Source organism: Vibrio sp. 1CM23M, assembly GCF_023161755.1.
In the GTDB taxonomy this organism is placed as follows: Bacteria; Pseudomonadota; Gammaproteobacteria; order Enterobacterales; family Vibrionaceae; genus Vibrio; species Vibrio coralliirubri.
Genome location: NZ_JALNTR010000006.1, coordinates 130,018 through 152,380, shown reverse-complemented (window position 1 = coordinate 152,380; position 22,363 = coordinate 130,018). Strand labels below are relative to the sequence as shown.

Here is a 22,363-nt window from a genome sequence, read left to right as displayed (position 1 = left end):
AGGTTGGGATTAACGTCCGACTTTACGGCCACAACGTTTAAACAGTTGCTGCCAATAGTCGACATGGCGACGAGTTGATGCTCGAAAGGCGTGATGCGCATCTTGAATGGGAAAGTAATAACTGTGCAGTTCAGGTTGCGCGTCAAACATCCCCAGTTGCGGGGCTAACTGTTGATAGTAGCCATCCAGTTGCGCCATGTAAGGCTGAACCTTACCTATGTACTGTTGCTCGAACACATTGTTGAGATAACGAAACTTAGTGGTGTCTCGTTGTTTACCACAGATGATATTGTCATCAAAAGTAGTGAGTTGTTTGGTGATGGTATCCAGCTCAACTGACGCACGGGCGAGCGAGTAGTACAAATCCCCAAGGGTCGAACTCTTCTCCAATACTTCTTGAACCTCAATGGTTTTGCCCGAAACGAGCGATGTGTTTAACGCTTGATTGATATGTTCTAAGGCATCACTGGTTTGTCGTACCTGATCGCCGATATCAGCGCGTAACCACTGACTACCCCGCATTTGTGACTGCATCGCATCACTGGCATAGATTAGATTCCATTGATGCAGTGGAAACTGTGCGAGTTTCTGTTGCTCAATTTCTCTTAACAATTCTACGATCTCTGGGTCTAATTCATTGCTGGATAAACACTTGCCCACGCCTTGAAGTAGCGCGACTTGATAATCGTAATTACGAAACTCATCCGCGACCTTGCCCAGAACCGAATTTCTTTCTGCAATTAGATTGAACAGTCCACACTGACGAAGCTGGTAGCTGTCGATGAGGCCGATAGAGAGTGAGGGCACGTCAAGAAGCAGTTCTCGCTTTCTCGGTAGGTTTTCAAATTCCCATTCCTCTTTTATCTTGTCAGCATCTTGTACTCTGGCTATCTTGGTTTGATAGTCGTCGAACAAGTCGCTGGGGCCATCACTGAAACAGCCAGCTAGCATCACTGTCAGACAAAACAGCGTTGAGTGCTTTACTAGGTTTGAGAGAGGGCCTACATTCATCTGCGGGTTACCAGTCTATTTCGCTGCCATCGAAATTGAAGAAGTGACCACTTACTTCAGTATTCGCGGACTCGATGACTTCAATCAGGCCAGAAGCTGAAGTGTCGGTGTCGATCAGGGCATTAGGGCCGCCCATTTCGCTCTGTACCCAACCTGGATGCAGTGCTAACACCGTAAAGCCATTCTCGGTTAAGTCGTTGCTTAGGCTCTTCACCACGGAGTTTAGAGCGGCTTTAGAGGAGCGATAGATATAACCGCCGCCTGAGGTGTTTTCGGTCATGCTGCCGACTCTAGAGGATAGACAAGCGACCTTTTTGATATGGCTGTCTTCTAGTAGCGGCAATAGTGTTTCGACAAGCTTTAGTGGAGCGATGGTGTTGACTTCGAATACACGACGCCACTCTTCAACATCGGTATTACCCAGCCCATAGCCTTTTGGTCCATAGTAGCCAGCGTTGTTGATCAAGATATCAATCGACTCTATTTGCGAAGGGAGTTGGCTTACTGCTTGGTAATCGGTTATCTCTAATTGAATACAGGTCAGGTTAGTGTTGTGGCCTGCGAGTGAGAGCAATTCTTTTGCTGAATTGTCATCACGATAAGTCGCGTACACCTTGTGGTTACCTTCCAGGTATTGTTGAGTCAGGCTTAAGCCAATGCCGCGGTTCGCTCCAGTAATAAAAATAACGCTCATGGTGATTCCTTTTCAGTTCAACTAGTTAAGTTTGATGGCTTAACACGAGAAAATCAACGCTCCACCAAGTGACCATTAGCATTCCTACAAAAATCATTACTGCTGCCATTGAGCCGCAGATCACCCCAAAGATGAGTATTAGGTTTTTCATTGGTGTCTCTTTTTGAAAATTAAGTTAATGATAACTATTATCATTAATTAAGGTTGTCGCCTAGGCTGAGACTGTTATGATTTTGAGAAAGATACGCAATTAACCTGATTATGATTCCTTTAATTTACCACCCAATCTATTCACAGTTACCTTTACCAGAAGGTCATCGCTACCCAATCAACAAATATCAGTTGTTGCATAGTGCTGTTGAGGCGCTGATGGATAGTGAACCTCGATGGAAGAGCAAGTTTGAAGTGTGCCAACCAACGCCGGTTTCGGTTGAACAGGTAAAACAGGTTCACGATAGCGAATATGTCGATTTGCTCGTGTCTGGTAATTTACCTGCGGCTAAAATGAGACGCATCGGTTTCCCGTGGAGCGAGCAACTTATTGAGAGAACACTCTACTCAAGTGGTGGAACCTGCTTGGCCGCTGAAATGGCAATAGAGAGTGGTTTAGCTATTCATTTGAGTGGTGGTTATCATCATGCGCATCATGATTTTGGCAGTGGCTTTTGTTTGTTGAACGATTTGGTTTTAGCGGCAAAACACGCGCTGACCTTTGAACATATCGATAAAGTGCTGATCGTTGATAGCGACGTTCATCATGGTGATGGCACAGCAACTCTTTGCCAAGAGAACGACGACATCATTACTCTGTCGTTCCACTGCGATAAAAACTTCCCTGCACGAAAACCGTTGTCTGATTTAGATGTGCCGTTAAGTCGTGAAACGGAAGATGAAGAGTTTCTAAGGTGTTTCGAACAAGTCACTAAGTTAGCGATTGCTCACCATCAACCTGATCTGATTATTTATGATGCGGGGATCGATATCCATCAAGACGATGAACTGGGTTATTTGAATGTCTCGACACAAGGGATATTTGAGCGCGACTGCTTGATGATTAGCTTAGCGAAATCAGACTCCATTCCGATGGCGTGTGTTGTTGGTGGTGGCTATCGAACACAGCATCAAGATCTGGTTCCTATTCACATGCAGTTATTGAAAGCGGCACTAGCCGTGAATAGTTGACCTGTTGAACTAGGTTTTCTCCAGATACAAAAAAGCCGCTGATTTCTCAGCGGCTTTCTTTAATGTGGTGGAGGGATAGGGATTTGAACCCTAGAACCGCTATTAACGGTTGCCGGTTTTCAAGACCGGTGCTTTCGACCACTCAGCCATCCCTCCAATGGCGCGTATAATATAAGGGTGGCTTTCGCTTGTAAATACCCTTATTAACTGACTGCTTTTTTTATGAACGCTTTTCGGTGTTTTTGTTCTGAATGATTGTTTATTGTTCGGTTTATTAAGAAGCCGACAAAATCTAATATTCAATAAGCCAAGTATTCCCAACTTTTGTTATACGTGAAGTGTTTCAGTGTCATTAAAAAAGAAAGTATCTAATTGGTTCGCAGGCAAAGTTATGAGGGGAGTGGCTTAGGCATAAGAACTTTCAGCTAGGGACTTTTAACTAAGAGCTTTTAACTAGGAATTCTTAACTAGGAACTTTTAGCTTAGAACTCTGAGCTCGGAATTTAAAACTAGGTATAAAGTGAATGAGTTTGAAACTGGGACTGTAGAGAGTTTTGTTAGGTGAGCTTTATATTTTAAAAAGCTTCAGATGCAAAAAAGCCGCTGATTTCTCAGCGGCTTTCTTTAATGTGGTGGAGGGATAGGGATTTGAACCCTAGAACCGCTATTAACGGTTGCCGGTTTTCAAGACCGGTGCTTTCGACCACTCAGCCATCCCTCCAGTGGCGTGAATAATATAAGGGGCGGAGGATCTTGTAAACCCTTAATTTTCATAATTTTGTTTTGTTGCTTGTTTTCTAATCATTCACGGCAATAAAAAAGGGAAGCCATTGGCTTCCCTTTTCTGTTTGCTGATTATTTAGTCATTTTTTGTGTAGAAACGCTGTAGCTCAGTCAGGCCTTGCATCAACACAGGTAAGCGAGGGCTTACGTTTTTCAGGCGCTTGTAATTCTGGTCGTACAATTTGTAGTTACCGAATTTATCTAACACCGTTGTTTGCTGGTCAGTAACAAGAGCAAGTTCACGAGAGTCGCCCGCTAGGATCCACTTTCTCTTACGCTCATTAAACAGGCTGCGACCACTACTGAAGTCCGTTGGGTTCGAAGATACGCCCAATAGCTCTTGCATCAGTGTTACTGATACGTCTAGATGACTAGAACGGTGCGTGTATTCAGAAGCAGACTTACCTGGCCAGCTGATAAACAGCGGTACTTGTAACTGATAACGACTGTAGTTGGAGTTTGCACCCCAGCTGTTGGTTTTGGTTTCGTTAAACTCAGTACCGTGGTTAGAGGTAATGATAACTACTGTGTTGTCGGCGAGCTCTAAGCGTTCCAGTTCAGCGTAGATAGTTGCTAACTGAGCATCGGCCGCTGTTGCTGACTTTTGATAATCTGCAGCAAAACGTTCTGCTGTTGTTAACGTTGAGTCCGACTCTGAACTTGAATCGTAGCTGGCGAAGTTATCCAGTGTAGTCAGTTCAATAAAGTTAAACCAAGGGCGTTTAGCTTGTGGTGATTGAATCCAATCAGACCAAGCTTTGATTGCACTCTGGTCATCATAAGTTGCTTGCTGTGGCATAACATCACGGCCTCGGAAGATAATATCCGAGTAAAGTGTATCGCTAAAGTTGTCGCCGCTGAAAGCAGCAAACTTATAATCGTGATTATCTAATACATCCAACAGTACTGCGCTTGACCCTTGAGCTTCGATGCTGCTTGCGTAGCTGCTCGGCAGGCCGTAGAACAAGCCGAAAATACCAAACATATCGTTACTTGAACTGTAGTGGTTGGTGAAGTTGATCGACTGTTGTGCGTAAGCATAGCTGTTTGGCATCGCTGTCGCATTTAGTGCGTCAGCGCGAAGGTTGTTCACACTCACCATCAGGATATTAAGATCATCACTGCGGCGGTTGTATTGAATTTTTTCTAGCGGATAGCTAACTAGGTTTACGTTCTCTTTGTTCGCTTCTAAACGCTCAAGGTACTCTTCACGATCTAATAGGCCATGTTTTTCCATAAAGCTTTTCGCTGTCATTGGGTAAGACAGTGGGAAGTTCGCTTTCTGGCTAGTAATTGGGTTATAGAAATACGCATCAGCCCACATGTAGGTCAAGTGGCTGCTGATGAAACACAAGAAGAAGACGGCAGTAATTGGACGGCCAATGTGTTTATGAGATAGTTTACGCTGCTTACGCCAAACCCATTCAGACAGACCAAGCTGTAATAAGAAGATAAATGGCATAACAATGAAGAGGTGCTGCAAATCAGACGTGAATGCAGATTCCTCTCCACTGAATAAAACCTCCCACACGACAGGTGTCAGGTGGAGGTTTATATTTTGATACGTTTGGGTATCAATCAGTAGGACAGTTAAACCTATGGTCGCAAAACAAACCGCAACCAAACGTAATAACTTCCTCGACGGAAGAATAAAAGTGAGCGGGAACAGCACTAATAGATAGAGCGCGAACACTAAAAAGCCAAAATGACCAACCCACGATGCAGCCAAATAGAATTGGCCTAGCAAGGTTTCTGGCCAAGCAGATTGAGTAATATAACGAGTACCAATCAACATCGCAGCAATGATGTTGAAAAATGCAAACCAGTGACCCCAACCAACCAGTCGAGATACACGATCGCTATATGAGTTTGCGCTGTCTACCATTTATAATTCTTTTATCCGTCAATCAAATTTAGTGAGACTTTTTATCTTCAAGAGAAGAAATTAAAGCCTCGGCAAATTTTTCAGCAATTCCTTTGCGTTGTGAAGCAGCAACATTCTGATTTAAGACATTGGTTGCGATATTTCCAGCGATCATCAGTGAAAGTTCTGGCGAAGCTTTGTGCTTAGTTAGTACAGCACCTACTTCAGCTAGGATTTTTTCAACTTGATCATCTGTGTATTTAGATATAATCGGCATAAGGACTCTAATAATGATAGTAAAAGCGGCTTATGATAACCTACTATGCACGACAACTGAAACCTGAACGGTAATATTTTCACTATGAGCCTTCACCTTTCCAACGTAATTTTACACCAGCTGAGCAAGAACGATCAGGATGAGCTGATTGTTAACTATCGTGCTGAATCTCTAGAAAACGATGCTTCATCTGAAAGCCTAGTTGCTGAACTTCACCGTGTTTTTAATTCAAAAGCAGGCAAAGGATTTGGTTCTTTCAAATCTGACAGCGAATTCCAGCAGTGGTTGCATCAACTTCGTGCTGGTGAGACAAACTTTTACGATTTTTCTCAAAAGAGTGCGCAACGTCTAAAAGACGAACTATCAAAGTACCCATTCGCTGACGAAGGTATCTTGGTAATGGCTGAATATCAGTCACTTGCAACAGATTACCTTTTCATTGGTTTATTGCCTTCAAACCAAAGCCTAAAGGTAACTGAAGGGCTTGATATTAGTGCGACTGACTACCTTGATATCTCAAAAATGGATATCGCGGCTCGCCTAGACCTTTCAACTTATGAGACTGATAAAGAGTCAAACCGTTACTTAACTTATATTAAAGGACGTGTTGGCCGTAAAGTCGCGGATTTCTTCTTAGATTTCTTACAAGCTGAAGTTGGTTTGGATGCGAAACAGCAGAACCAAGTACTGATGCAAGCGGTAGAAGACTTCGTTTCTGACTCTAAATTAGAGAAAGAAGAAGCGATCAGCTACAAAAAACAGGTTGCGGATTACTGTAACGAGCAGCTTAAAGCGGGCGATGAAGTGCAAGTTCGTGAACTTTCTGGTGAGTTGCCAGCAAGCACAGATGGCACAAGCTTCTTTGACTATACTAGTGAGCAAGGCTACGAGTTAGAAGACAGCTTCCCAGCCGATCGCGCAACTATGCGTAAACTAACAAAATTTGTTGGTGCTGGTGGCGGTTTGAATGTTAGTTTTGATAGTCTGCTTCTAGGCGAACGTATCTTTTACGATCCGGAGACAGACACGCTAACGATTAAAGGCACTCCACCGAACTTACGTGACCAACTGACTCGTAATAAGTCATAGTCCGAAGTTAACGGATAAAAGCGGCAGCAGGACGTTGTCGCTTGTTTTGTGCTTAATCTTTTAGCTACGGTCATGGCTTCAAGTTAACACGCACAAGGAATATAGATGGAACAATCAGTAGCAAAGCCCAAACGCTTTAAAAAACCAGCCACCTTTTTGGTTGTGCTCTTGGCTCTGTGGTTACTTCCTTCATTGGCTCTTCTTAATCTAAGCCGTTCCTACACCAATTCTCTTGCTCAAATCGAAGAGCTCGGTATTCGAGTCAACGAGTTGAGGCAATCGCTTTATTTCTCAGAACCACTTCGAGTCTCTCGTATCAATGATCTGGCACTCGATGCTCAGTTGGTTTATTCGATCCGACTGCAGATTGAATCTGATTTCCAACACGCCTTGTTTCGACCCGATGTGAACCAACTGTTGTACGTAGCTGATCAGTTCCTAGAAAAGTTCGATGAGTTCATTCCAATAGAAAGCCAAGTTCAAGACATCGTTGATAACATTAAGATCTTGCGTGCTGATAAAGAGCTTTCCCCTAAGCTCAAACCACTCCTCAACGAATTCGGTGTTGTGGTATTTGAAGCCATGTATTCTGACAATCAAAGTTCGTCAGCGACTTATCGCGCCTTTGATTCCATTTTGGACAAATCTTATTCTCTAGAAACCGAAGAGCAAGATGCACTCCAGCAGTTACTGGCTGATGCGTCAGCATTGTTGAGTGATTATGCTCAACTTAACTATTTGGTTGATAAAATTAAGAAAAACTCTGTGAATGAGCAGATCATAAAACTCGAAGCTGAGTTCCATGATCGTCAATTCAACCTATTGTTGGTGATGCTAGGCTTAAGCTTGGTGGCGATGAGCGGGATAGTGTTTTGGGGCGTTAGGTCCACAAAAACGATGAAAGAAGCAGACCAAGAATTCAGCTCGGAACTAGAAATTAATTCAAGTAAGGAGGACGCTTCTTCTAGCGATGTTGTTTCCTCAGCAGTGAAACAAGCAGATAGCGACGCTTATGTATCCGAAAACAAGTCAACGAGCCAGTATTCCGCCTCTCAACCTATGCATAGCGTTAACGTTACAAGCCAACCAATTGTGCAGCAAGACTCTTTTCAGCAAGCCTCTGAGCAGGTACCAGTAGCAGAGAAACACGTTGCCAGTGTCACAGATTCTAAGCCTGCGATTGATATCGAAGACATGTTAGAAACGCTCGACGGTGATGCTGAATCTGTCGAACTCTTGCTTGGTGTGTTTGTACAAGATCACGCAGGAGACTACGAGAAGTTTAAGTCTTTGTTGACCAAAGATGAAACCTCCGCCGCTCGCATTGTGCATAGCTTAAAAGGTGTGGCTGGCAGTATTAAAGCGTCTCGGTTAGCCATCATTGCCGCAAGTATTGAAATGACAATGAAGCAGTCTAGAGCGATCAGTGAACATGATTTAGCTGAACTAGAGCAGGCCATAAAAGCCTCTGTGGATTCTGCTCATGAATATTTAGACAGTCAGCGTTAACTTTTACAGGGTTTTTGACAATACTCTGACGAAGCGCTCATACAATCCGCGCCCTTAGTCTTTGTCAGAGGTTGATATGTTACGAGTTTCGAGTCGAAGTTGGATGGTGTTGGTGCTTAGCATTGTGCTAAGTGGTTGTTCTCTCTTAGAAGTTAAGTTAGATAGTCAAACGACGCCTCTCACTCAACAAGAGTTAAATGCTCGAATCATGACGCGTGAATACGCCAAGATGTTTTTTATGCGAGTAGAAGACTCAGCCGATCTCATTGCTCAATCTTATCCTGCTGATGACACCTTACATCAATCTTACGTCTTGCTTTGGAAGATCCATGCGGAGCAGGGCTTACAGCAAGCGGCTTATCAAACTTCCCCAATGTCTGCCTTAATCGACTCGTGGGTGTTCACTGCCCAAATGAATCAGTTTTATCGCCAAGACGATGGCGCGGATCTGTTCGCGACTGATGATGCGGTAGAGACTGCTCGTTTTCTTGACCAAGAAGCCGAGAAACTGGCAAAGGGTGTATTGAGCTCGAGTGATTTCAAAAGCAGCAAAGCGTTCGTTGTTCAGTTTGCTGCTAGCCACCCATTTAAAGACCTCACATTCAGAAGCACACCAGCTTACCGTGAATGGCTAAGTTACCTTGGTAAAGACGAATCGCAAATCGTTCAGAGCTTAGGCACCATGCCAGAAGCCATGAGTGACGCATCTGATCGTTTAAGCCTTATGGCTGACCAGACACCGAAACTGATGTCGTGGAAGGCGGAGCTGGTTGCATTAAATAGCTCACTAACGGGTGAAGACCTATCGATGACGCTGGAAAGCCTTCGTCAAACATCAGCAAGCATGCAAGACTTCATTGAGAACAACCCGGAGTACATGCAAACACTGGCTTCTATTATGTCGACAGAAATGCAGCCTCTACTCAACGATCTTAGCGACAAGACAGACCAAAAATTAGCAATGCTCACTGAAGAGCGTGTGGCATTAGAAAAAATGGTGACACGTGAGAGAGAAGCTCTAGTAGAGATGATTGCCAAAGAGCGCATTGAGATTGCCGGCATTGTGACTTCAGAAAGAGAACTGTTCACGCAAGACCTTGATCGCGTCTCTCAAGAGGTGGTGGTACTGGCGATTGATAAACTGATGGAGTTAATCAAAGGTGTGATTATCTACTTCATCCTGTTTATCTTAGTAGTGTTCTTTGCACCGTTAGGCATCGGTTACTGGTTGGGTAAACGAACCGCCAATAAATAGACAAATAGATAAATAAGTAAATCAGCAGATCAAAAAAGAGCGCTCTAGGGCGCTCTTTTTGCATTTATCCATTAACGTTTTGAGTTAGTTCGAAAGCGTTAGCTCCTAAACTTAAGCTTGTTGCTTGTTTAACTTGGTCGCTTCTTCAGCTTCAAACGCAGGTGCTGTTGGTTCACATTTATCAACGAACCAACCCATGTAAGACGTTACGATGGTCACGATGATACAGATGAAGCTTAACCACATGAAGGGTGCGTAAGACAGCGTCGCAACACCAAGAATGCTCGCCATGTAGATACCGTTATCACTCCACGGAACCATACCCGACGTTAACGTGCCACCAAACTCAGCATTACGAGATAGGTTCTTACGCTTGTAGCCTAAACGGTCGTAGTTTTTTGCACAGATTTTTGGTGTAAGGATTAACGATACGTACATTGCAGAACCGAACACGTTACCCATGAAGGCCGTACCAATTGTGCTAGTCGCTAGTGAGCCTGCGCTGTTTACGCGGCGCTCAAACACCTTAGCGATTGTCTCTAGTACGCCCACTTTATCCAGTAAGCCACCGAAACCTAGACCAAATACGATAACCGCAACTGAACCTAGCATTGAAGACATGCCGCCACGGTTAAGAATCGAATCAATAAACTCGACGCCAGATGAGATTGAGAACGGTGCCCAAGCAGTGTTGAATGCCGTTAGGAAGTCGATATCTTGGATCATGACTGCCCAGATAATACCCAGCAGAGAACCAAAGCTGATGACCGGGAACGAAGGCATACGGAAAGCCAACAGACCAAGTACGATAAGTACTGGAACGAATGAGTAAGGCGTGATGTAGAACTGAACTTCCATCGCTTTGATTACAGAGTCTACTTGGCTCATATCAACGTTGCCCGCGTAGTGGAAACCAAACGCAGTGAACATGATACCGGTAATTACGTAGCTGATTAACGCAACTGGCAACATGCCCTTGATGTGTTCAACTACTTCAACACCAGACATTGAAGAAGCCAGAATCACTGAATCAGAAAGCGGAGACATCTTGTCACCGAAGTAACAACCTGACAGCACGGCACCTGCAGTAATCGGTGCTGGAACACCTAGACCTTGGCCGATACCCATCATCGCGATACCTGCTGTACCCGCAGCACCCCAAGAAGTACCGGTCGCCAATGCAGTTAGAGAACAGATGATCATGGTCGCTAAAAGGAAGATAGAAGGGTGGATAGCTTTCAGACCATAGTAAATGATAGTAGGTACGATCCCGCCTGAGATCCAAGTACCAACAAGAGCGCCAACGGCTAAAAGTATTAAAACCGCGCCTAAGCCATTGGATATTCCTTTGAGCGCTGCTTTTTCTAAGTCTTTGTATTGGTGTCCAAGACGAATACCAAGAACCATGATAATGAACCAGCCAATATACAAGGCAAGTTGAATTGGAAGGTCAAGCTTTGCAGTAAAGGAAAAAGCAAGGGATAGAAATAGTCCTAACGCGATGAATACCTGCAATAGGTTCGGTAGGCGAGTTTTACTCTGCTTCATAAAAGCCTCTTGTGATTTCGAGCATTTATAGTGCTTCGTTATAGTGTGTGGTGCAAAACGGACACTACAGTAATTAGTTTATTATATCGAAAAAATACGTCCAAGTTGTGATATTTGACTGTTAACTCAATCAATTGTGGTTTCATAATCTAAATTTTTGTTACATTCATGATTGTTACATGTTGAAATCTGTCGCGCGTTGTTTTCGTTTTGTAAAATAAAACTCTGATTAACCTTGGTTTAAAAGAGGGATTTACTGTTTGTGATGAGCGTCGATTGAAGCGATTTTGGCGATGTAAATGTTTGAATCTGACGATAATGAGCGCTTAATCAATGAGGTGGAGATGGAATGTCGATACAGAGATAACTGCACGATTCATTACGTTCACTTAAAAGAAACGAAAAAGTTACACTTTTTGACAAAAAGCACTTGAGTTCTGTTTCTGAAAAACTTATAGATGGGGGAGAGCAATTTTTAATTTATACATGGAGAGTGAGCGATGAGAGTAGGTCTAGTTGGTTGGCGCGGTATGGTTGGTTCTGTACTGATGCAACGTATGGTTGAAGAGAAAGACTTCGACTTGATTGAGCCTGTTTATTACAGCACATCTCAGATTGGTATTCCTGCCCCTGTTCTAGGTGGTAAAGATGCGGGTCTACTTCAAGACGCTTTTGATATTGATAGCCTAAAACAGCTTGATGCTGTGATTACCTGTCAAGGCGGCGATTACACATCAAAAGTATACCCAGCACTGCGTCAAGCAGGTTGGAAAGGTTACTGGATTGATGCAGCTTCTACTCTGCGTATGGATGCTGATTCAATTATCACTCTTGATCCTGTTAACTTGGCTCAAATCCAGCAAGGCATTCACAGCGGCACTAACACATTCGTTGGCGGTAACTGTACTGTGAGCTTAATGCTTATGGCTCTAGGTGGTCTGTACGAGAAAGGCATGGTTGAGTGGATGAGTGCCATGACTTACCAAGCAGCTTCTGGTGCGGGTGCTAAGAACATGCGTGAGCTGATCTCACAAATGGGTGTGATCAACGACAGCGTAAGTTCTGAGTTAGCGAACCCTTCAAGTTCAATTCTTGATATCGATAAGAAAGTGGCTGATACGATTCGTTCATCTTCATTCCCAACCGACCAATTTGGTGCTCCGCTTGCGGGCTCACTGATTCCTTGGATCGATGTGAAGCGTGAAAACGGTCAGAGCAAAGAAGAGTGGAAAGCGGGTGTTGAAGCAAACAAGATTCTTGGTCTAGATGGTCAACCAACCCCTATCGATGGTACTTGTGTACGAATCGGTGCAATGCGTTGTCACGCTCAAGCACTAACGATCAAGCTTAAGCAAGACGTGCCAATGGACGAGATCGAAGAGATCATCGCAACGCACAATGATTGGGTTAAAGTGATTCCTAACGACCGCGACATCACGGCACAGGAACTAACACCAGCGAAAGTAACAGGCACAATGTCTGTACCAGTCGGTCGTCTGCGTAAGATGTCGATGGGTAACGACTTCCTAAACGCCTTCACTGTTGGTGACCAACTGCTTTGGGGTGCTGCAGAACCACTACGTCGTACTCTGCGCATTATCCTTGCTGAGAAAGCGTAACTGCCTCATTTTTGAGAATAATTAACGAAGAAGCGCCTTAGGGCGCTTTTTTTGTTTCTGATGACAGAAGCCTGACTTTAAAACCTTACCTTTCGTGCGTCTTAAAGTTGGAGCTAGAAAATGAAAGCAAACCTTAAAGGTTTTACTCTTATCGAATTGATTGTTGTTATCGTCATTATTGGTGTTTTAGCGGTTGTTGCAGCACCTAGGTTTTTAAACATACAACATGATGCTAGGGCTTCGGTTATGGAAGGATTGGGAGCATCTGTCCATACTGCGGCTGATTTGGCGTTTGAAAAAGCCGCCGTGGAAGGTATGGAAGACCAAGAATCATATTTGATTCCTGAGTATGGGCGAGTGAAGTTTGGTTACCCCGCGGTAGAAAAAGGGGGAATGGAAAACTTTTTGGCGATTGATTCAGGGTTTCATGACCTGACGACTGAATGGACATGGGCAGCGCATAATAATGGCCCAGTGAGCGACCCAGACCTATGGCTGATTACCCGATCGGAATATTTGTCAGACGTTCTTCCTAATGACTTCAATACCGCTATCGAGAAGACCCAATGCTATGTGAAATACACGGCTGCAATGGAAGCAAATGATGATTACCAAGTGGAAGTTTTCACAGATGGCTGTTAGTTGCTTTAGTTGGATAGTTAAGAAAAAAAGAGCTCTTAGGAGCTCTTTTTTTTTGGTTTTTATTCGGTCTCGTCGGTGACGACTCGCTTGTCTGGATCAGCCAATTCGCTAGCACAATGTTTGCAATATATAGCGTCCGAATCATGACCCGCTCGGTTACAGTTGGGGCACTTAACCAATTCTTTGTGCGAGTTCATCTCATTACTGAGTTCTGCAGTAATGATCCCGGTTGGCACCGCTAAGATAGAGTAACCCAATAACATGGTCAGTGAGGCTATGGCTTTACCAAGCGCGGTCTGCGGCACCATGTCGCCATAACCTACCGTAGTGATAGTCACGATGGCCCAGTAGATACTGTGAGGAATACTGGTGAAGCCATTGTCAGGACCTTCAATAACAAAGATCAGTGCGCCAAAGATAACCACCAAGATGCCGACGGTGCTAAAGAAGATCAGTATCTTTCGTCGTGCCATTAATAGTGAGCGCAACAGAATATTGGAATCCTGCAGGTAGCGAACCAGCTTTAGGATTCGGAAGATACGCATCACACGCAGCAGTCTCACCACACCCATAAATGAAGCGCCTGGGAAGATGATCGCTAGGTAGGTCGGAAGAATCGCCAATAGGTCAACGACACCATAAAAGCTGGTGGCGTAAGATTTTGGTTTTGGAGAGCAATAGAGCCTTAACAAATACTCAAGAGTGAAGAGTGCAGTAAAGGTGTATTCGATATAACGCAGCTGTTGTGACCATTCGGTCATCACATTAGGGATGGATTCTAAGATCAGAACCAAAAGCGAAGCCAAGATTGCAACGATCAGAGATATATCAAATGCACGTCCGGCTGGCGTGTGAGTACCAAAGATAATGACGTACAAATGATGCTTGAGTGGCTTGCGTGACATAAGGAGAGGTTCGTCTTCTGTTAAATGCATTAACAGTCATTATACAAGCTTCATAATAACGAGGCGAGTGAAAGCCCAATTGCTTTACTCGCCTCATCTATATATCAATATTGTTGCCCTTTATAGAGCAACCGAAATGTCGTTAAACGTTATGCCAAACCTGGGAACAGATTACGTAGGCCATTGGCGATGAACTCGATGCCCAATGCGCCAAGAATCAGGCCCATGATACGAGTGATCACGTTGATACCCGTTTGACCTAAAAAGCGAACGATAACTGGCGCTGAACGGAACAAAAGCCAAGAGCACGTTGCGAATGCGATGATGCTAATGCCGATGCCGACCGTATCAATAGCTGCAGGGTAGCGAGACCCGTAAACAATCGTCGAGCTGATTGCACCTGGGCCTGCCATTAGCGGCATAGCCAGTGGAACAACGCCGATCTGCTCTTTGCTGATGTATTCAGATTTCTCTTGTTTGTTCTGCTTATCTTCACCGAGTTTACCGCTCATCATCGAGAACGCGATGCTCAGCAATAGCAAACCACCTGCCACACGAAATGAGTCTAGCGAAATGCTGAACATATCAAGCAACATTTGCCCCGCAACAAGCGACACAATCAAGATCACGGCAACAGCAATGTTTGCTTGTAAGGCTGTCCTGTTCCTCTCTTCTGGCGGCATATGAGCAGTAAGAGAAACAAAAACAGGCATGATGCCGATTGGGTTTACGGCAGCAACAAGCCCAAGGAAGAATTGCATAAAGATTGCGAGTTCTAAGCCTTGCATGAGAGTGATCTCCAGTTAGCGTACTTTAAGGTGAAGGGTTGATCTGTGAATAGTCTAGGCGCGTAATGTAAGGGACAAACTACATTTTCACGAATGAAAAAAACTAACTTGAAACGGGTAATTCTTTTTAGAAAAACTAATTGAATCTCACTTTTGTTTTAGGCTTGTTGCAAGCTAGTCGGTAGTGTTTAATTTTGTAACTTCTTATTGAGTAACTGTTAACCCACGCACGAAATTAATAAAAATTATGTCAGAATCTAGCCCGTGCAACGGTATGGATATACTCTCAGTAGCACGAATATAGCTGTATACATGTAATTTAACGGACTAAAAATGAAACTTTTTTACAGTTTATTACGCTATGTAGAAAAAAATTGTCTGTTTGCTTGTTTTTTGCGCGAACGAAAAGTGTGAGTTTAATCTATATAAATCATGCTCTTAGGTTCATTTTTGCGATTGCCTTACTACTTTCTGGTTAATTCTTTTTGGGTAACTGATCTGGGTCAATTTTTTTCACACTGTGAAATAATATACTCAGCCCTGAAAGCAATTTACTAAGAACGCTGATGTTTAAGGTTAAAGGCAAGCAGCGAATTTAATAAAAAGTTTTTAATATTTATTATTTTAGGAGATCCACCATGCCTGTAACTAACTTAGCGGAACTTGATGCTCTAGTAGCTCGCGTTAAAGCAGCACAAGAAGAGTTTGCAACATTCTCTCAAGAGAAAGTAGACGCAATCTTCCGCGCAGCTTCTCTTGCTGCTAACCACGCTCGTATTCCACTTGCTCAACAAGCAGTTGCTGAATCTGGAATGGGTATTGTTGAAGATAAGGTTATCAAAAACCACTTTGCATCTGAATTTATCTACAACAAATACAAAGACGAAAAAACATGTGGCATCTTAGAAGAAGATGACAACCTAGGCACAATGACTATCGCTGAGCCTGTAGGTATCATCTGTGGTATCGTTCCAACAACGAACCCAACTTCTACAGCAATCTTCAAATCTCTAATTTCTCTTAAGACACGTAACGGCATCATCTTCTCGCCACACCCACGTGCAAAGAACTCAACTAACGACGCAGCGAAACTAGTACTAGACGCAGCTGTTGCAGCTGGTGCTCCAAGAGACATCATCGGTTGGATCGACCAACCATCTGTAGAGCTTTCTAACGCGCTTATGAAGCACGACGGTATCGCACTTATCCTTGCTACTGGTGGTCCAGGCATGGTTAAAGCAGCATACTCTTCTGGTAAGCCTGCTATCGGTGTTGGTGCTGGTAACGTTCCTGTCGTTATCGATGAAACAGCTGACATCAAACGTGCTGTAGCATCTATCCTTATGTCTAAGACTTTCGATAACGGCGTAGTATGTGCTTCTGAGCAAGCTGCAATCGTTGTTGGTGAAGTATACGACGAAGTGAAAGAGCGTTTCGCTTCTCACAAAGCTCACGTTCTATCTAAAGCTGACGCTGATAAAGTACGTAAAGTTCTGCTTATCGACGGCAACCTAAACGCTAAAATCGTAGGTCAACCTGCTCCAGCAATCGCTGAAATGGCTGGTGTTAAAGTTCCTGCTGATACAAAAGTACTTGTAGGTGAAGGTCTTGGTAAAGTTTCTTACGATGACGAATTCGCTCACGAGAAACTATCTCCAACTCTAGGTCTATTCCGCGCAGACGACTTCGAAGACGCAGTTGCTCAAGCGGTAACTATGGTTGAAATCGGTGGTATCGGTCACACATCTGGTCTTTACACTAACCAAGATACTAACGCAGACCGCATCCGTTACTTCGGTGACAAGATGAAGACTGCTCGTATCCTAATCAACATCCCGACTACTCACGGTGGTATCGGTGACCTGTACAACTTCAACGTTGCACCTTCTCTAACTCTAGGTTGTGGTTCATGGGGTGGTAACTCTATCTCTGAGAACGTAGGTCCTAAGCACCTTATCAACAAGAAAACTGTAGCGAAGCGAGCTGAAAACATGTTGTGGCACAAACTACCTAAGTCTATCTACTTCCGTCGTGGTAGCCTTCCAATCGCAATGAGCGACCTAGAAGGTAAGAAACGCGCATTCCTAGTAACTGACCGTTTCCTATTCAACAACGGTTACGCAGATGACGTAGTTAGCCTGCTTAAAGCACAAGGCATCGAAGTTCAAACTTTCTTCGACGTAGAAGCGGATCCAACGCTATCTGTTGTTGAGAAAGGCGCTGAAGCAATGAAGAGCTTCCAACCTGACGTAATCCTTGCTCTAGGTGGCGGTTCTCCAATGGATGCTGCTAAGATCATGTGGGTTATGTACGAGCACCCAGAAACTCACTTCGAAGAACTAGCAATGCGCTTTATGGACATCCGTAAACGTATCTACAAGTTCCCTAAAATGGGTCAAAAAGCTGAGCTTGTATGTATCACTACAACTTCAGGTACAGGTTCAGAGGTTACTCCATTCGCAGTTGTTACAGACGACAAGACTGGTGCTAAATACCCACTAGCTGATTACGAAATCACGCCAAACATGGCTATCGTTGATGCGAACCTAGTAATGAACATGCCTAAGTCTCTAACAGCGTTCGGTGGTTACGATGCAGTAACTCACGCTCTTGAAGCTTACGTATCTGTTCTAGCGAACGAGTACTCAGACGGTCAAGCTCTTCAAGCACTTAAGATGCTTAAAGAATACCTACCATCTAGCTACAAAAATGGTGCGGCTGACCCAATCGCTCGTGAGAAAGTACACAACGCAGCAACTATCGCTGGTGTAGCATTTGCGAACGCATTCCTAGGTGTGTGTCACTCAATGGCTCACAAAATTGGTGCTGAGTTCCACCTACCACACGGTCTTGCTAACGCACTACTTATCTCAAACGTTGTACGTTACAACGCGAACGATAACCCAACTAAGCAGACTGCATTCTCTCAGTACGACCGTCCACAAGCACGTCGTCGTTACGCTGAAGTTGCTGACCACCTAGGCCTAAGCCAAGCTGGTGACCGTACTGCTCAGAAGATTGAACGTCTACTGACTTGGTTAGAAGAGCTTAAAGTTGACCTAGACATCCCACTATCTATCCAAGCTGCGGGTGTTAACGAGTCTGACTTCATCGCTAAACTAGACGAGCTAGCTGTTGAAGCGTTCGATGACCAGTGTACAGGTGCTAACCCACGTTACCCTCTAATCACTGAGCTAAAAGAAGTGCTAACAACTTCTTACTTCGGCCAACCATACGTTGAAGGCGAAACTTTCGAAGGTACTACAGTTATCCTTAAGAAAGCAGACCAAAAGCCAGCTGAAGCGAAAGCGCCAAAAGCTAAAAAAGAAAAAGCTAACGCATAATAAGTAAGCATTAGTTTTGAGATAAGTTTTCGCTAGCACGATACTTATCTATCGGGAAAAGATGAGAGCCCCAGTCGAGAGACTGGGGCTTTTTTTATGTTTGGTTCGTTTGTAAACGGATTGAAAGGCAGTAGCTCTGTTACTCAATATGAGCTGAGCCAGTCATGTTCAATTGGAATAGGGAGTTAAACCTCTGCCGCGACAACTCGCCCACTGAAGTAGTCATTCGAGACAATGTATTCAGTGGTTCTGGTCAGTTCGTCTTGCAGCTGCGCCCAGTGACATCGGTTGAGCTTACCATCGGAGTTATGAACGGCGGGAACAACGCCACCGACTCGAATACCAAAGGGAGTCAGCTCTTTCGCCCAGCTATGGGTAAAACCAGTGATCATTGAGTTTGCGCTCTCCAAGCCGGACACATCATGAAAGTCATCATGAGATATCACATTCACGATCACGCCTTCTTTATCTTCTTCTCGCAATCTCTCAGCACTGATTTGCCCAAATGCGAATAGGGTCGATGCCATTGACGAGAGATCATTAATAAAGCTACTCACAGGTTGATCGCCAATCAGACTTGGCATTGGGGAGCTTATCCAATTATTGACCAGCACATCGGGCGTCGTGTTGAAGGTGGTTTGAATAAAATCATACACGCTGAGAATCGCTTGGCTGTCATTACCTTTGAGCGTGTAGTGGTAAACAGAGTCAGAAAAGCGGGCACACTGTAGATACGTTGCCTGAAGTGCTTCCGTGTCTTTATCACAAAGGATGACGGTGGCTCCAAGGTTAACAAAGTGGTTCGCTATCGTCCCTCCTAGTCGCGAGCCGGCAGATGTCACCAATATGATTGAGCTTTTTATTTCCATCCCAGTACCTAAACAAATCGTTCATGTCGGATAAGGATGGGTTAAATTTTATACAATGGGTGTGAATTGGTTCAAACTAAGGTGCGCCAATTAATAAGTTTTTATAAACTTAGTGGCAGGTCACATTTTGTAGTAACTTCAAGCGGTAACCGACATCTGGTGTTTTTAGGTTGCCTAAGGCTAGTGGTTCATATCATTTGTGTAAATGCTTTGAGTTATGCGAGTTGATCGAAGAATAATTGTGGGTAGACGGCGAAAAAGGGAAAGGTAGGTGACCGCTATACTTGAGCTTGAATTTGATACTGACGTTGCGCGGTGGTTAGCTCATTGTAGAGCGTGGCATGTGGCAAATCAGGTAAATGCTTGTTTGCGAGTTTGCGTCGGTCATGACCAGAAAGGTTTTGGTAAACCTCTTCGGGTAAGTCGGCCGTATCTTCAGGCATGAAGGCAAGCGCTTCAGGTTTTAAGTAATGGCTGAGCTTGGCGCTGGCAAGGCTAGCTTGATGAAAATGATTAGATTGCTGAGCTGAAATCTCATACGAAGATTGGTTTGAACGCAGTTGTTGAGGTTCTGCTACGCCAAATTGTTTGCGCAGGCGATCTTCATTTGTCTCTGTGATTTCAATGGTGTCAATTGGCGTGCAATCACGGACATCATTAGAAAACATAGATAACAGCAACGCGAAATCTGCACGGCGACCTTGCTCAACCGCTTGGCTGATCCCGATGCCGAACTTCAGTTCGTTGATGATTCCTGCTTTGTCTAAAGTATGTATTTGCATGCTGCCTCTCATTGGATACACCTTTAACGGCATGGAGTCGGCAAACTTTAGTGTTTAATTACAGGCAAATAGAGAATTTATGCAGGGTAGGGAAGAAGGATAGCAATAGGGCGATAAGTAAGCGCTATTGGCGAGCTTATTACGAAATGTCTAGATTTTGTGGAATACGACAGATACAAAAAAGCTCACGCCGAGGCATGAGCTTTCAATAGATAACGAGCTATAAATAGCGCAGCGTAAGTAATAATTACTTAGCTAGGTTCTCTTCTACGAAAGACCAGTTTACTAGGTTCCAGAATGCAGCCATGTAGTCAGGGCGAACATTGCGGAAATCGATGTAGTAAGCGTGTTCCCATAGGTCGACAGTTAGAAGTGGAGTAAAACCTTCTTCTGTTAGAGGAGTAGCAGCGTTAGAAGTGTTAACGATGTCTAGAGAACCGTCAGCTTTCTTAACTAACCAAGTCCAAGAAGAACCGAAGTTGTTGATTGCTGAATCAGTGAATTTCGCTTTGAATTCTTCGAAAGAACCGAATGCAGCGTTGATAGCTTCTGCAACAGCGCCAGTTGGTTCGCCGCCTGCTTTAGGAGCAAGACAGTGCCAGTAGAACGTGTGGTTCCAGATTTGAGCAGCGTTATTGAAAACACCACCAGTAGAAGTCTTAACGATCTCTTCTAGTGTTTTGCCTTCAAACTCAGTACCTGGGATAAGACCGTTTAGCTTAACAACGTAAGTGTTGTGGTGCTTACCGTGGTGGAAATCTAGCGTTTCTGCTGAGATATGTGGTTCTAGCGCGTCTTTCGCGTAAGGAAGAGCCGGTAGTTCAAATGCCATTGCTCAATTCTCCATTGATATGAAAGAGTTAACTCTTTCGATTGCTTCCAGTGATATTATTATTCATGGCTCGCTATACTGCCAACCATGGTCAATTTGCTGACTTGCGATATAGTTTAGCAAGTTTTTACTTTATTAAAAGCTTATTTCATTACTTTTGTGTGAATTGTTAGCTTAGCTTGTTAACCGCTTTTTTTATATGGTTTTTATTCTTTTAGTTTGGGGTAGAATAAAGCCAATAAAAGCCGTAATCCATTAACGAGGAAGCAATGGAAACTATCGATAAAATCAAACAGCAAATTGAAGAAAACACTATTCTACTGTACATGAAAGGTTCTCCTAAGCTACCTAGCTGTGGTTTCTCTTCTCAAGCGTCTCAAGCTCTAATGGCATGTGGCGAAAAATTTGCTTATGTAGATATCCTACAAAACCCTGATATCCGTGCAGAGCTTCCTGCTTACGCACAATGGCCAACTTTCCCACAACTTTGGGTTGAAGGTGAGCTAATCGGTGGTTGTGACATCATTCTTGAGATGTTCCAAAAAGGCGAACTTCAGCCAATCATCAAAGAAGCAGCGGCTAAAGTTGCTGGCGATGACGCTGAATAAGTTCTAGCCTTTGCGCTGAATAGTTAAAATGAGGGGCCTTAATCAGGCTCCTTTTTTGTTTGAATTGATCGAATCATTGACTCGATAAGGAATGAACAATGAACGTAAAACTTCATTATGTGCATGATCCAATGTGCAGCTGGTGTTGGGGTTACAAGCCAACACTTGAGTTATTGAAACAACAATTGCCTGCGAGCATTGAGTTTAACTATGTAGTGGGTGGTTTAGCCCCGGATTCTGATGAGCCAATGTCAGAAGAGATGAAAGGCAAGCTGCAAGCGATTTGGAAGCAGATCGAAGCTAAGCTAGGTACTGAGTTTAACCATGAGTTTTGGACTGAGTGCCAACCCGTCCGTAGCACTTACCCTGCGTGCCGTGCTGTGATTGCCGCTGGTTTTCAAGACCACTACGAAGCGATGCTGGAAGCGATTCAACATGCTTACTACCTTCGTGCGATGCTGCCTCATAGCCAAGATACGCATTTGCAGTTGGCTGAAGAGCTGGGTATGAATGTTCAACAATTTGAAAATGACCTTTCTAGCAAGTTATTGGAAAGTGAGTTAGATGACCAGCTAGGCTTTAAAGAAGCGATGGGTGTATTTTCTTACCCAACCTTAATGCTTGAAGTGAACGGCATCTTTAGTGAAGTTGAATTGGATTATCATTCAACGGAAGCGACGCTTAAGTCTATTCGCGAAATTCTAGTGAGTAATGCTCCCGCTGCGTAATTCAGCGAGAGTCATCTGTATTCGCAATGATTTC

The 22,363-nt window shown here is 44.0% G+C and carries 20 protein-coding genes and 2 tRNA genes; 9 read left to right on the top strand and 13 right to left on the bottom strand.

The features are described from left to right. Positions 1 to 9 precede the first annotated feature (9 nt). Genes MSG35_RS17765 through MSG35_RS24065 form a run of 3 tightly spaced genes read right to left on the bottom strand, consistent with a single transcriptional unit; the run spans position 10 to position 1,856 of the window. Positions 10 to 1,011 carry a DUF3080 domain-containing protein gene (locus MSG35_RS17765; RefSeq protein ID WP_248384655.1) on the bottom strand — a complete coding sequence of 334 codons (1,002 nt, stop codon included), beginning with the start codon at positions 1,009 to 1,011 and terminating at the stop codon, positions 10 to 12. Between the two features lie 7 nt (positions 1,012 to 1,018). Beyond that, on the bottom strand, positions 1,019 to 1,705 hold the full coding sequence (locus tag MSG35_RS17760; protein ID WP_248384654.1) for an SDR family oxidoreductase: 687 nt from the start codon (positions 1,703 to 1,705) through the stop codon (positions 1,019 to 1,021). Between the two features lie 25 nt (positions 1,706 to 1,730). Next, positions 1,731 to 1,856, bottom strand: coding sequence for a hypothetical protein (locus MSG35_RS24065; RefSeq protein WP_282449929.1), 126 nt, complete (start codon positions 1,854 to 1,856; stop codon positions 1,731 to 1,733). Positions 1,857 to 1,966: 110 nt separating this feature from the next. Between MSG35_RS24065 and MSG35_RS17755 the strand changes: the two genes are divergently transcribed. Further along, a complete protein-coding gene (locus MSG35_RS17755) occupies positions 1,967 to 2,887 on the top strand; it encodes a histone deacetylase (protein ID WP_248384653.1) in 921 nt (306 codons plus the stop codon). Between the two features lie 65 nt (positions 2,888 to 2,952). On the opposite strand, the gene MSG35_RS17750 is transcribed toward MSG35_RS17755, so the two are convergent. The 4 genes from MSG35_RS17750 to MSG35_RS17735 form a co-directional block, all read right to left on the bottom strand. Further along, positions 2,953 to 3,043, bottom strand: a tRNA-Ser gene (locus MSG35_RS17750). Between the two features lie 474 nt (positions 3,044 to 3,517). Next, a tRNA-Ser gene (locus MSG35_RS17745) sits at positions 3,518 to 3,608 on the bottom strand. A 138-nt stretch (positions 3,609 to 3,746) separates the two neighbouring features. Then, on the bottom strand, positions 3,747 to 5,555 hold the full coding sequence (locus MSG35_RS17740) for a DUF3413 domain-containing protein (protein ID WP_102433622.1): 1,809 nt from the start codon (positions 5,553 to 5,555) through the stop codon (positions 3,747 to 3,749). Between the two features lie 28 nt (positions 5,556 to 5,583). Beyond that, the gene (locus tag MSG35_RS17735; RefSeq protein WP_004734063.1) at positions 5,584 to 5,811 is read right to left on the bottom strand and encodes a YejL family protein; all 228 of its coding nucleotides are present in this window, start codon (positions 5,809 to 5,811) and stop codon (positions 5,584 to 5,586) included. Between the two features lie 84 nt (positions 5,812 to 5,895). On the opposite strand from MSG35_RS17735, the gene yejK reads away from it, so the two are divergent. The 3 genes from yejK to MSG35_RS17720 all read left to right on the top strand — a co-directional run bounded on the left by yejK (position 5,896) and on the right by MSG35_RS17720 (position 9,664). After that, complete coding sequence (yejK, locus tag MSG35_RS17730; protein ID WP_017061190.1) at positions 5,896 to 6,900, top strand: nucleoid-associated protein YejK; 1,005 nt, start codon at positions 5,896 to 5,898, stop codon at positions 6,898 to 6,900. Between the two features lie 105 nt (positions 6,901 to 7,005). After that, positions 7,006 to 8,409 carry an Hpt domain-containing protein gene (locus tag MSG35_RS17725; protein WP_248384652.1) on the top strand — a complete coding sequence of 468 codons (1,404 nt, stop codon included), beginning with the start codon at positions 7,006 to 7,008 and terminating at the stop codon, positions 8,407 to 8,409. Between the two features lie 76 nt (positions 8,410 to 8,485). Then, positions 8,486 to 9,664 carry a chemotaxis protein gene (locus MSG35_RS17720; RefSeq protein ID WP_248384651.1) on the top strand — a complete coding sequence of 393 codons (1,179 nt, stop codon included), beginning with the start codon at positions 8,486 to 8,488 and terminating at the stop codon, positions 9,662 to 9,664. A 111-nt stretch (positions 9,665 to 9,775) separates the two neighbouring features. Here MSG35_RS17720 and nhaC read toward each other — a convergent pair whose 3' ends face one another. Beyond that, positions 9,776 to 11,212 carry a Na+/H+ antiporter NhaC gene (gene nhaC, locus MSG35_RS17715; RefSeq protein ID WP_248384650.1) on the bottom strand — a complete coding sequence of 479 codons (1,437 nt, stop codon included), beginning with the start codon at positions 11,210 to 11,212 and terminating at the stop codon, positions 9,776 to 9,778. 500 nt (positions 11,213 to 11,712) lie between these two features. On the opposite strand from nhaC, the gene asd reads away from it, so the two are divergent. Together asd and MSG35_RS17705 are read left to right on the top strand one after the other, a co-directional pair. Next, on the top strand, positions 11,713 to 12,831 hold the full coding sequence (gene asd / locus MSG35_RS17710; protein WP_248384649.1) for an aspartate-semialdehyde dehydrogenase: 1,119 nt from the start codon (positions 11,713 to 11,715) through the stop codon (positions 12,829 to 12,831). Positions 12,832 to 12,951: 120 nt separating this feature from the next. Further along, positions 12,952 to 13,473 carry a prepilin-type N-terminal cleavage/methylation domain-containing protein gene (locus MSG35_RS17705; protein ID WP_048615153.1) on the top strand — a complete coding sequence of 174 codons (522 nt, stop codon included), beginning with the start codon at positions 12,952 to 12,954 and terminating at the stop codon, positions 13,471 to 13,473. 59 nt (positions 13,474 to 13,532) lie between these two features. On the opposite strand, the gene MSG35_RS17700 is transcribed toward MSG35_RS17705, so the two are convergent. After that, positions 13,533 to 14,378, bottom strand: coding sequence for an ion transporter (locus MSG35_RS17700; protein ID WP_050620964.1), 846 nt, complete (start codon positions 14,376 to 14,378; stop codon positions 13,533 to 13,535). A gap of 149 nt (positions 14,379 to 14,527) precedes the next feature. After that, on the bottom strand, positions 14,528 to 15,166 hold the full coding sequence (locus MSG35_RS17695; RefSeq protein WP_004734056.1) for a YchE family NAAT transporter: 639 nt from the start codon (positions 15,164 to 15,166) through the stop codon (positions 14,528 to 14,530). Positions 15,167 to 15,804: 638 nt separating this feature from the next. On the opposite strand from MSG35_RS17695, the gene adhE reads away from it, so the two are divergent. Beyond that, positions 15,805 to 18,510 (top strand): bifunctional acetaldehyde-CoA/alcohol dehydrogenase, encoded by a 2,706-nt coding sequence (adhE, locus tag MSG35_RS17690; RefSeq protein WP_017056490.1) that lies wholly within the window; start codon positions 15,805 to 15,807, stop codon positions 18,508 to 18,510. Between the two features lie 185 nt (positions 18,511 to 18,695). Here the strand turns inward: adhE and MSG35_RS17685 are convergent, their stop codons facing one another. The 3 genes from MSG35_RS17685 to sodB all read right to left on the bottom strand — a co-directional run bounded on the left by MSG35_RS17685 (position 18,696) and on the right by sodB (position 20,993). Next, entirely contained in the window at positions 18,696 to 19,379 is a 684-nt protein-coding gene (locus tag MSG35_RS17685; protein ID WP_048611559.1) for an SDR family oxidoreductase, read from the bottom strand. A gap of 278 nt (positions 19,380 to 19,657) precedes the next feature. Next, positions 19,658 to 20,161 (bottom strand): VC2046/SO_2500 family protein, encoded by a 504-nt coding sequence (locus tag MSG35_RS17680; RefSeq protein ID WP_261881426.1) that lies wholly within the window; start codon positions 20,159 to 20,161, stop codon positions 19,658 to 19,660. A gap of 247 nt (positions 20,162 to 20,408) precedes the next feature. Then, entirely contained in the window at positions 20,409 to 20,993 is a 585-nt protein-coding gene (gene sodB, locus MSG35_RS17675) for a superoxide dismutase [Fe] (protein ID WP_248384648.1), read from the bottom strand. Positions 20,994 to 21,262: 269 nt separating this feature from the next. Here sodB and MSG35_RS17670 point away from each other — a divergent pair, with 269 nt between their 5' ends. Together MSG35_RS17670 and MSG35_RS17665 are read left to right on the top strand one after the other, a co-directional pair. Next, positions 21,263 to 21,601 (top strand): Grx4 family monothiol glutaredoxin, encoded by a 339-nt coding sequence (locus MSG35_RS17670; RefSeq protein WP_004741702.1) that lies wholly within the window; start codon positions 21,263 to 21,265, stop codon positions 21,599 to 21,601. A 98-nt stretch (positions 21,602 to 21,699) separates the two neighbouring features. Then, a complete protein-coding gene (locus tag MSG35_RS17665) occupies positions 21,700 to 22,329 on the top strand; it encodes a DsbA family protein (protein WP_048610518.1) in 630 nt (209 codons plus the stop codon). The last annotated feature ends 34 nt before the right edge of the window (positions 22,330 to 22,363 follow it).

Excerpts from the sequence above, each read along its gene's own strand:
- MSG35_RS17680 (WP_261881426.1), bottom strand. The coding sequence starts at position 20,161 with ATGCAAATACATACTTTAGACAAAGCAGGAATCATCAACGAACTGAAG.
- MSG35_RS17760 (WP_248384654.1), bottom strand. The coding sequence starts at position 1,705 with ATGAGCGTTATTTTTATTACTGGAGCGAACCGCGGCATTGGCTTAAGC.
- MSG35_RS17665 (WP_048610518.1), top strand. The coding sequence starts at position 21,700 with ATGAACGTAAAACTTCATTATGTGCATGATCCAATGTGCAGCTGGTGT.
- MSG35_RS17700 (WP_050620964.1), bottom strand. The coding sequence starts at position 14,378 with ATGTCACGCAAGCCACTCAAGCATCATTTGTACGTCATTATCTTTGGT.
- MSG35_RS17755 (WP_248384653.1), top strand. The coding sequence starts at position 1,967 with ATGATTCCTTTAATTTACCACCCAATCTATTCACAGTTACCTTTACCA.
- MSG35_RS17725 (WP_248384652.1), top strand. The coding sequence starts at position 7,006 with ATGGAACAATCAGTAGCAAAGCCCAAACGCTTTAAAAAACCAGCCACC.
- MSG35_RS17670 (WP_004741702.1), top strand. The coding sequence starts at position 21,263 with ATGGAAACTATCGATAAAATCAAACAGCAAATTGAAGAAAACACTATT.
- MSG35_RS17740 (WP_102433622.1), bottom strand. The coding sequence starts at position 5,555 with ATGGTAGACAGCGCAAACTCATATAGCGATCGTGTATCTCGACTGGTT.
- MSG35_RS24065 (WP_282449929.1), bottom strand. The coding sequence starts at position 1,856 with ATGAAAAACCTAATACTCATCTTTGGGGTGATCTGCGGCTCAATGGCA.
- sodB (WP_248384648.1), bottom strand. The coding sequence starts at position 20,993 with ATGGCATTTGAACTACCGGCTCTTCCTTACGCGAAAGACGCGCTAGAA.
- MSG35_RS17765 (WP_248384655.1), bottom strand. The coding sequence starts at position 1,011 with ATGAATGTAGGCCCTCTCTCAAACCTAGTAAAGCACTCAACGCTGTTT.
- nhaC (WP_248384650.1), bottom strand. The coding sequence starts at position 11,212 with ATGAAGCAGAGTAAAACTCGCCTACCGAACCTATTGCAGGTATTCATC.
- MSG35_RS17685 (WP_048611559.1), bottom strand. The coding sequence starts at position 19,379 with ATGGAAATAAAAAGCTCAATCATATTGGTGACATCTGCCGGCTCGCGA.
- MSG35_RS17705 (WP_048615153.1), top strand. The coding sequence starts at position 12,952 with ATGAAAGCAAACCTTAAAGGTTTTACTCTTATCGAATTGATTGTTGTT.
- yejK (WP_017061190.1), top strand. The coding sequence starts at position 5,896 with ATGAGCCTTCACCTTTCCAACGTAATTTTACACCAGCTGAGCAAGAAC.
- asd (WP_248384649.1), top strand. The coding sequence starts at position 11,713 with ATGAGAGTAGGTCTAGTTGGTTGGCGCGGTATGGTTGGTTCTGTACTG.
- MSG35_RS17735 (WP_004734063.1), bottom strand. The coding sequence starts at position 5,811 with ATGCCGATTATATCTAAATACACAGATGATCAAGTTGAAAAAATCCTA.
- adhE (WP_017056490.1), top strand. The coding sequence starts at position 15,805 with ATGCCTGTAACTAACTTAGCGGAACTTGATGCTCTAGTAGCTCGCGTT.
- MSG35_RS17720 (WP_248384651.1), top strand. The coding sequence starts at position 8,486 with ATGTTACGAGTTTCGAGTCGAAGTTGGATGGTGTTGGTGCTTAGCATT.
- MSG35_RS17695 (WP_004734056.1), bottom strand. The coding sequence starts at position 15,166 with ATGCAAGGCTTAGAACTCGCAATCTTTATGCAATTCTTCCTTGGGCTT.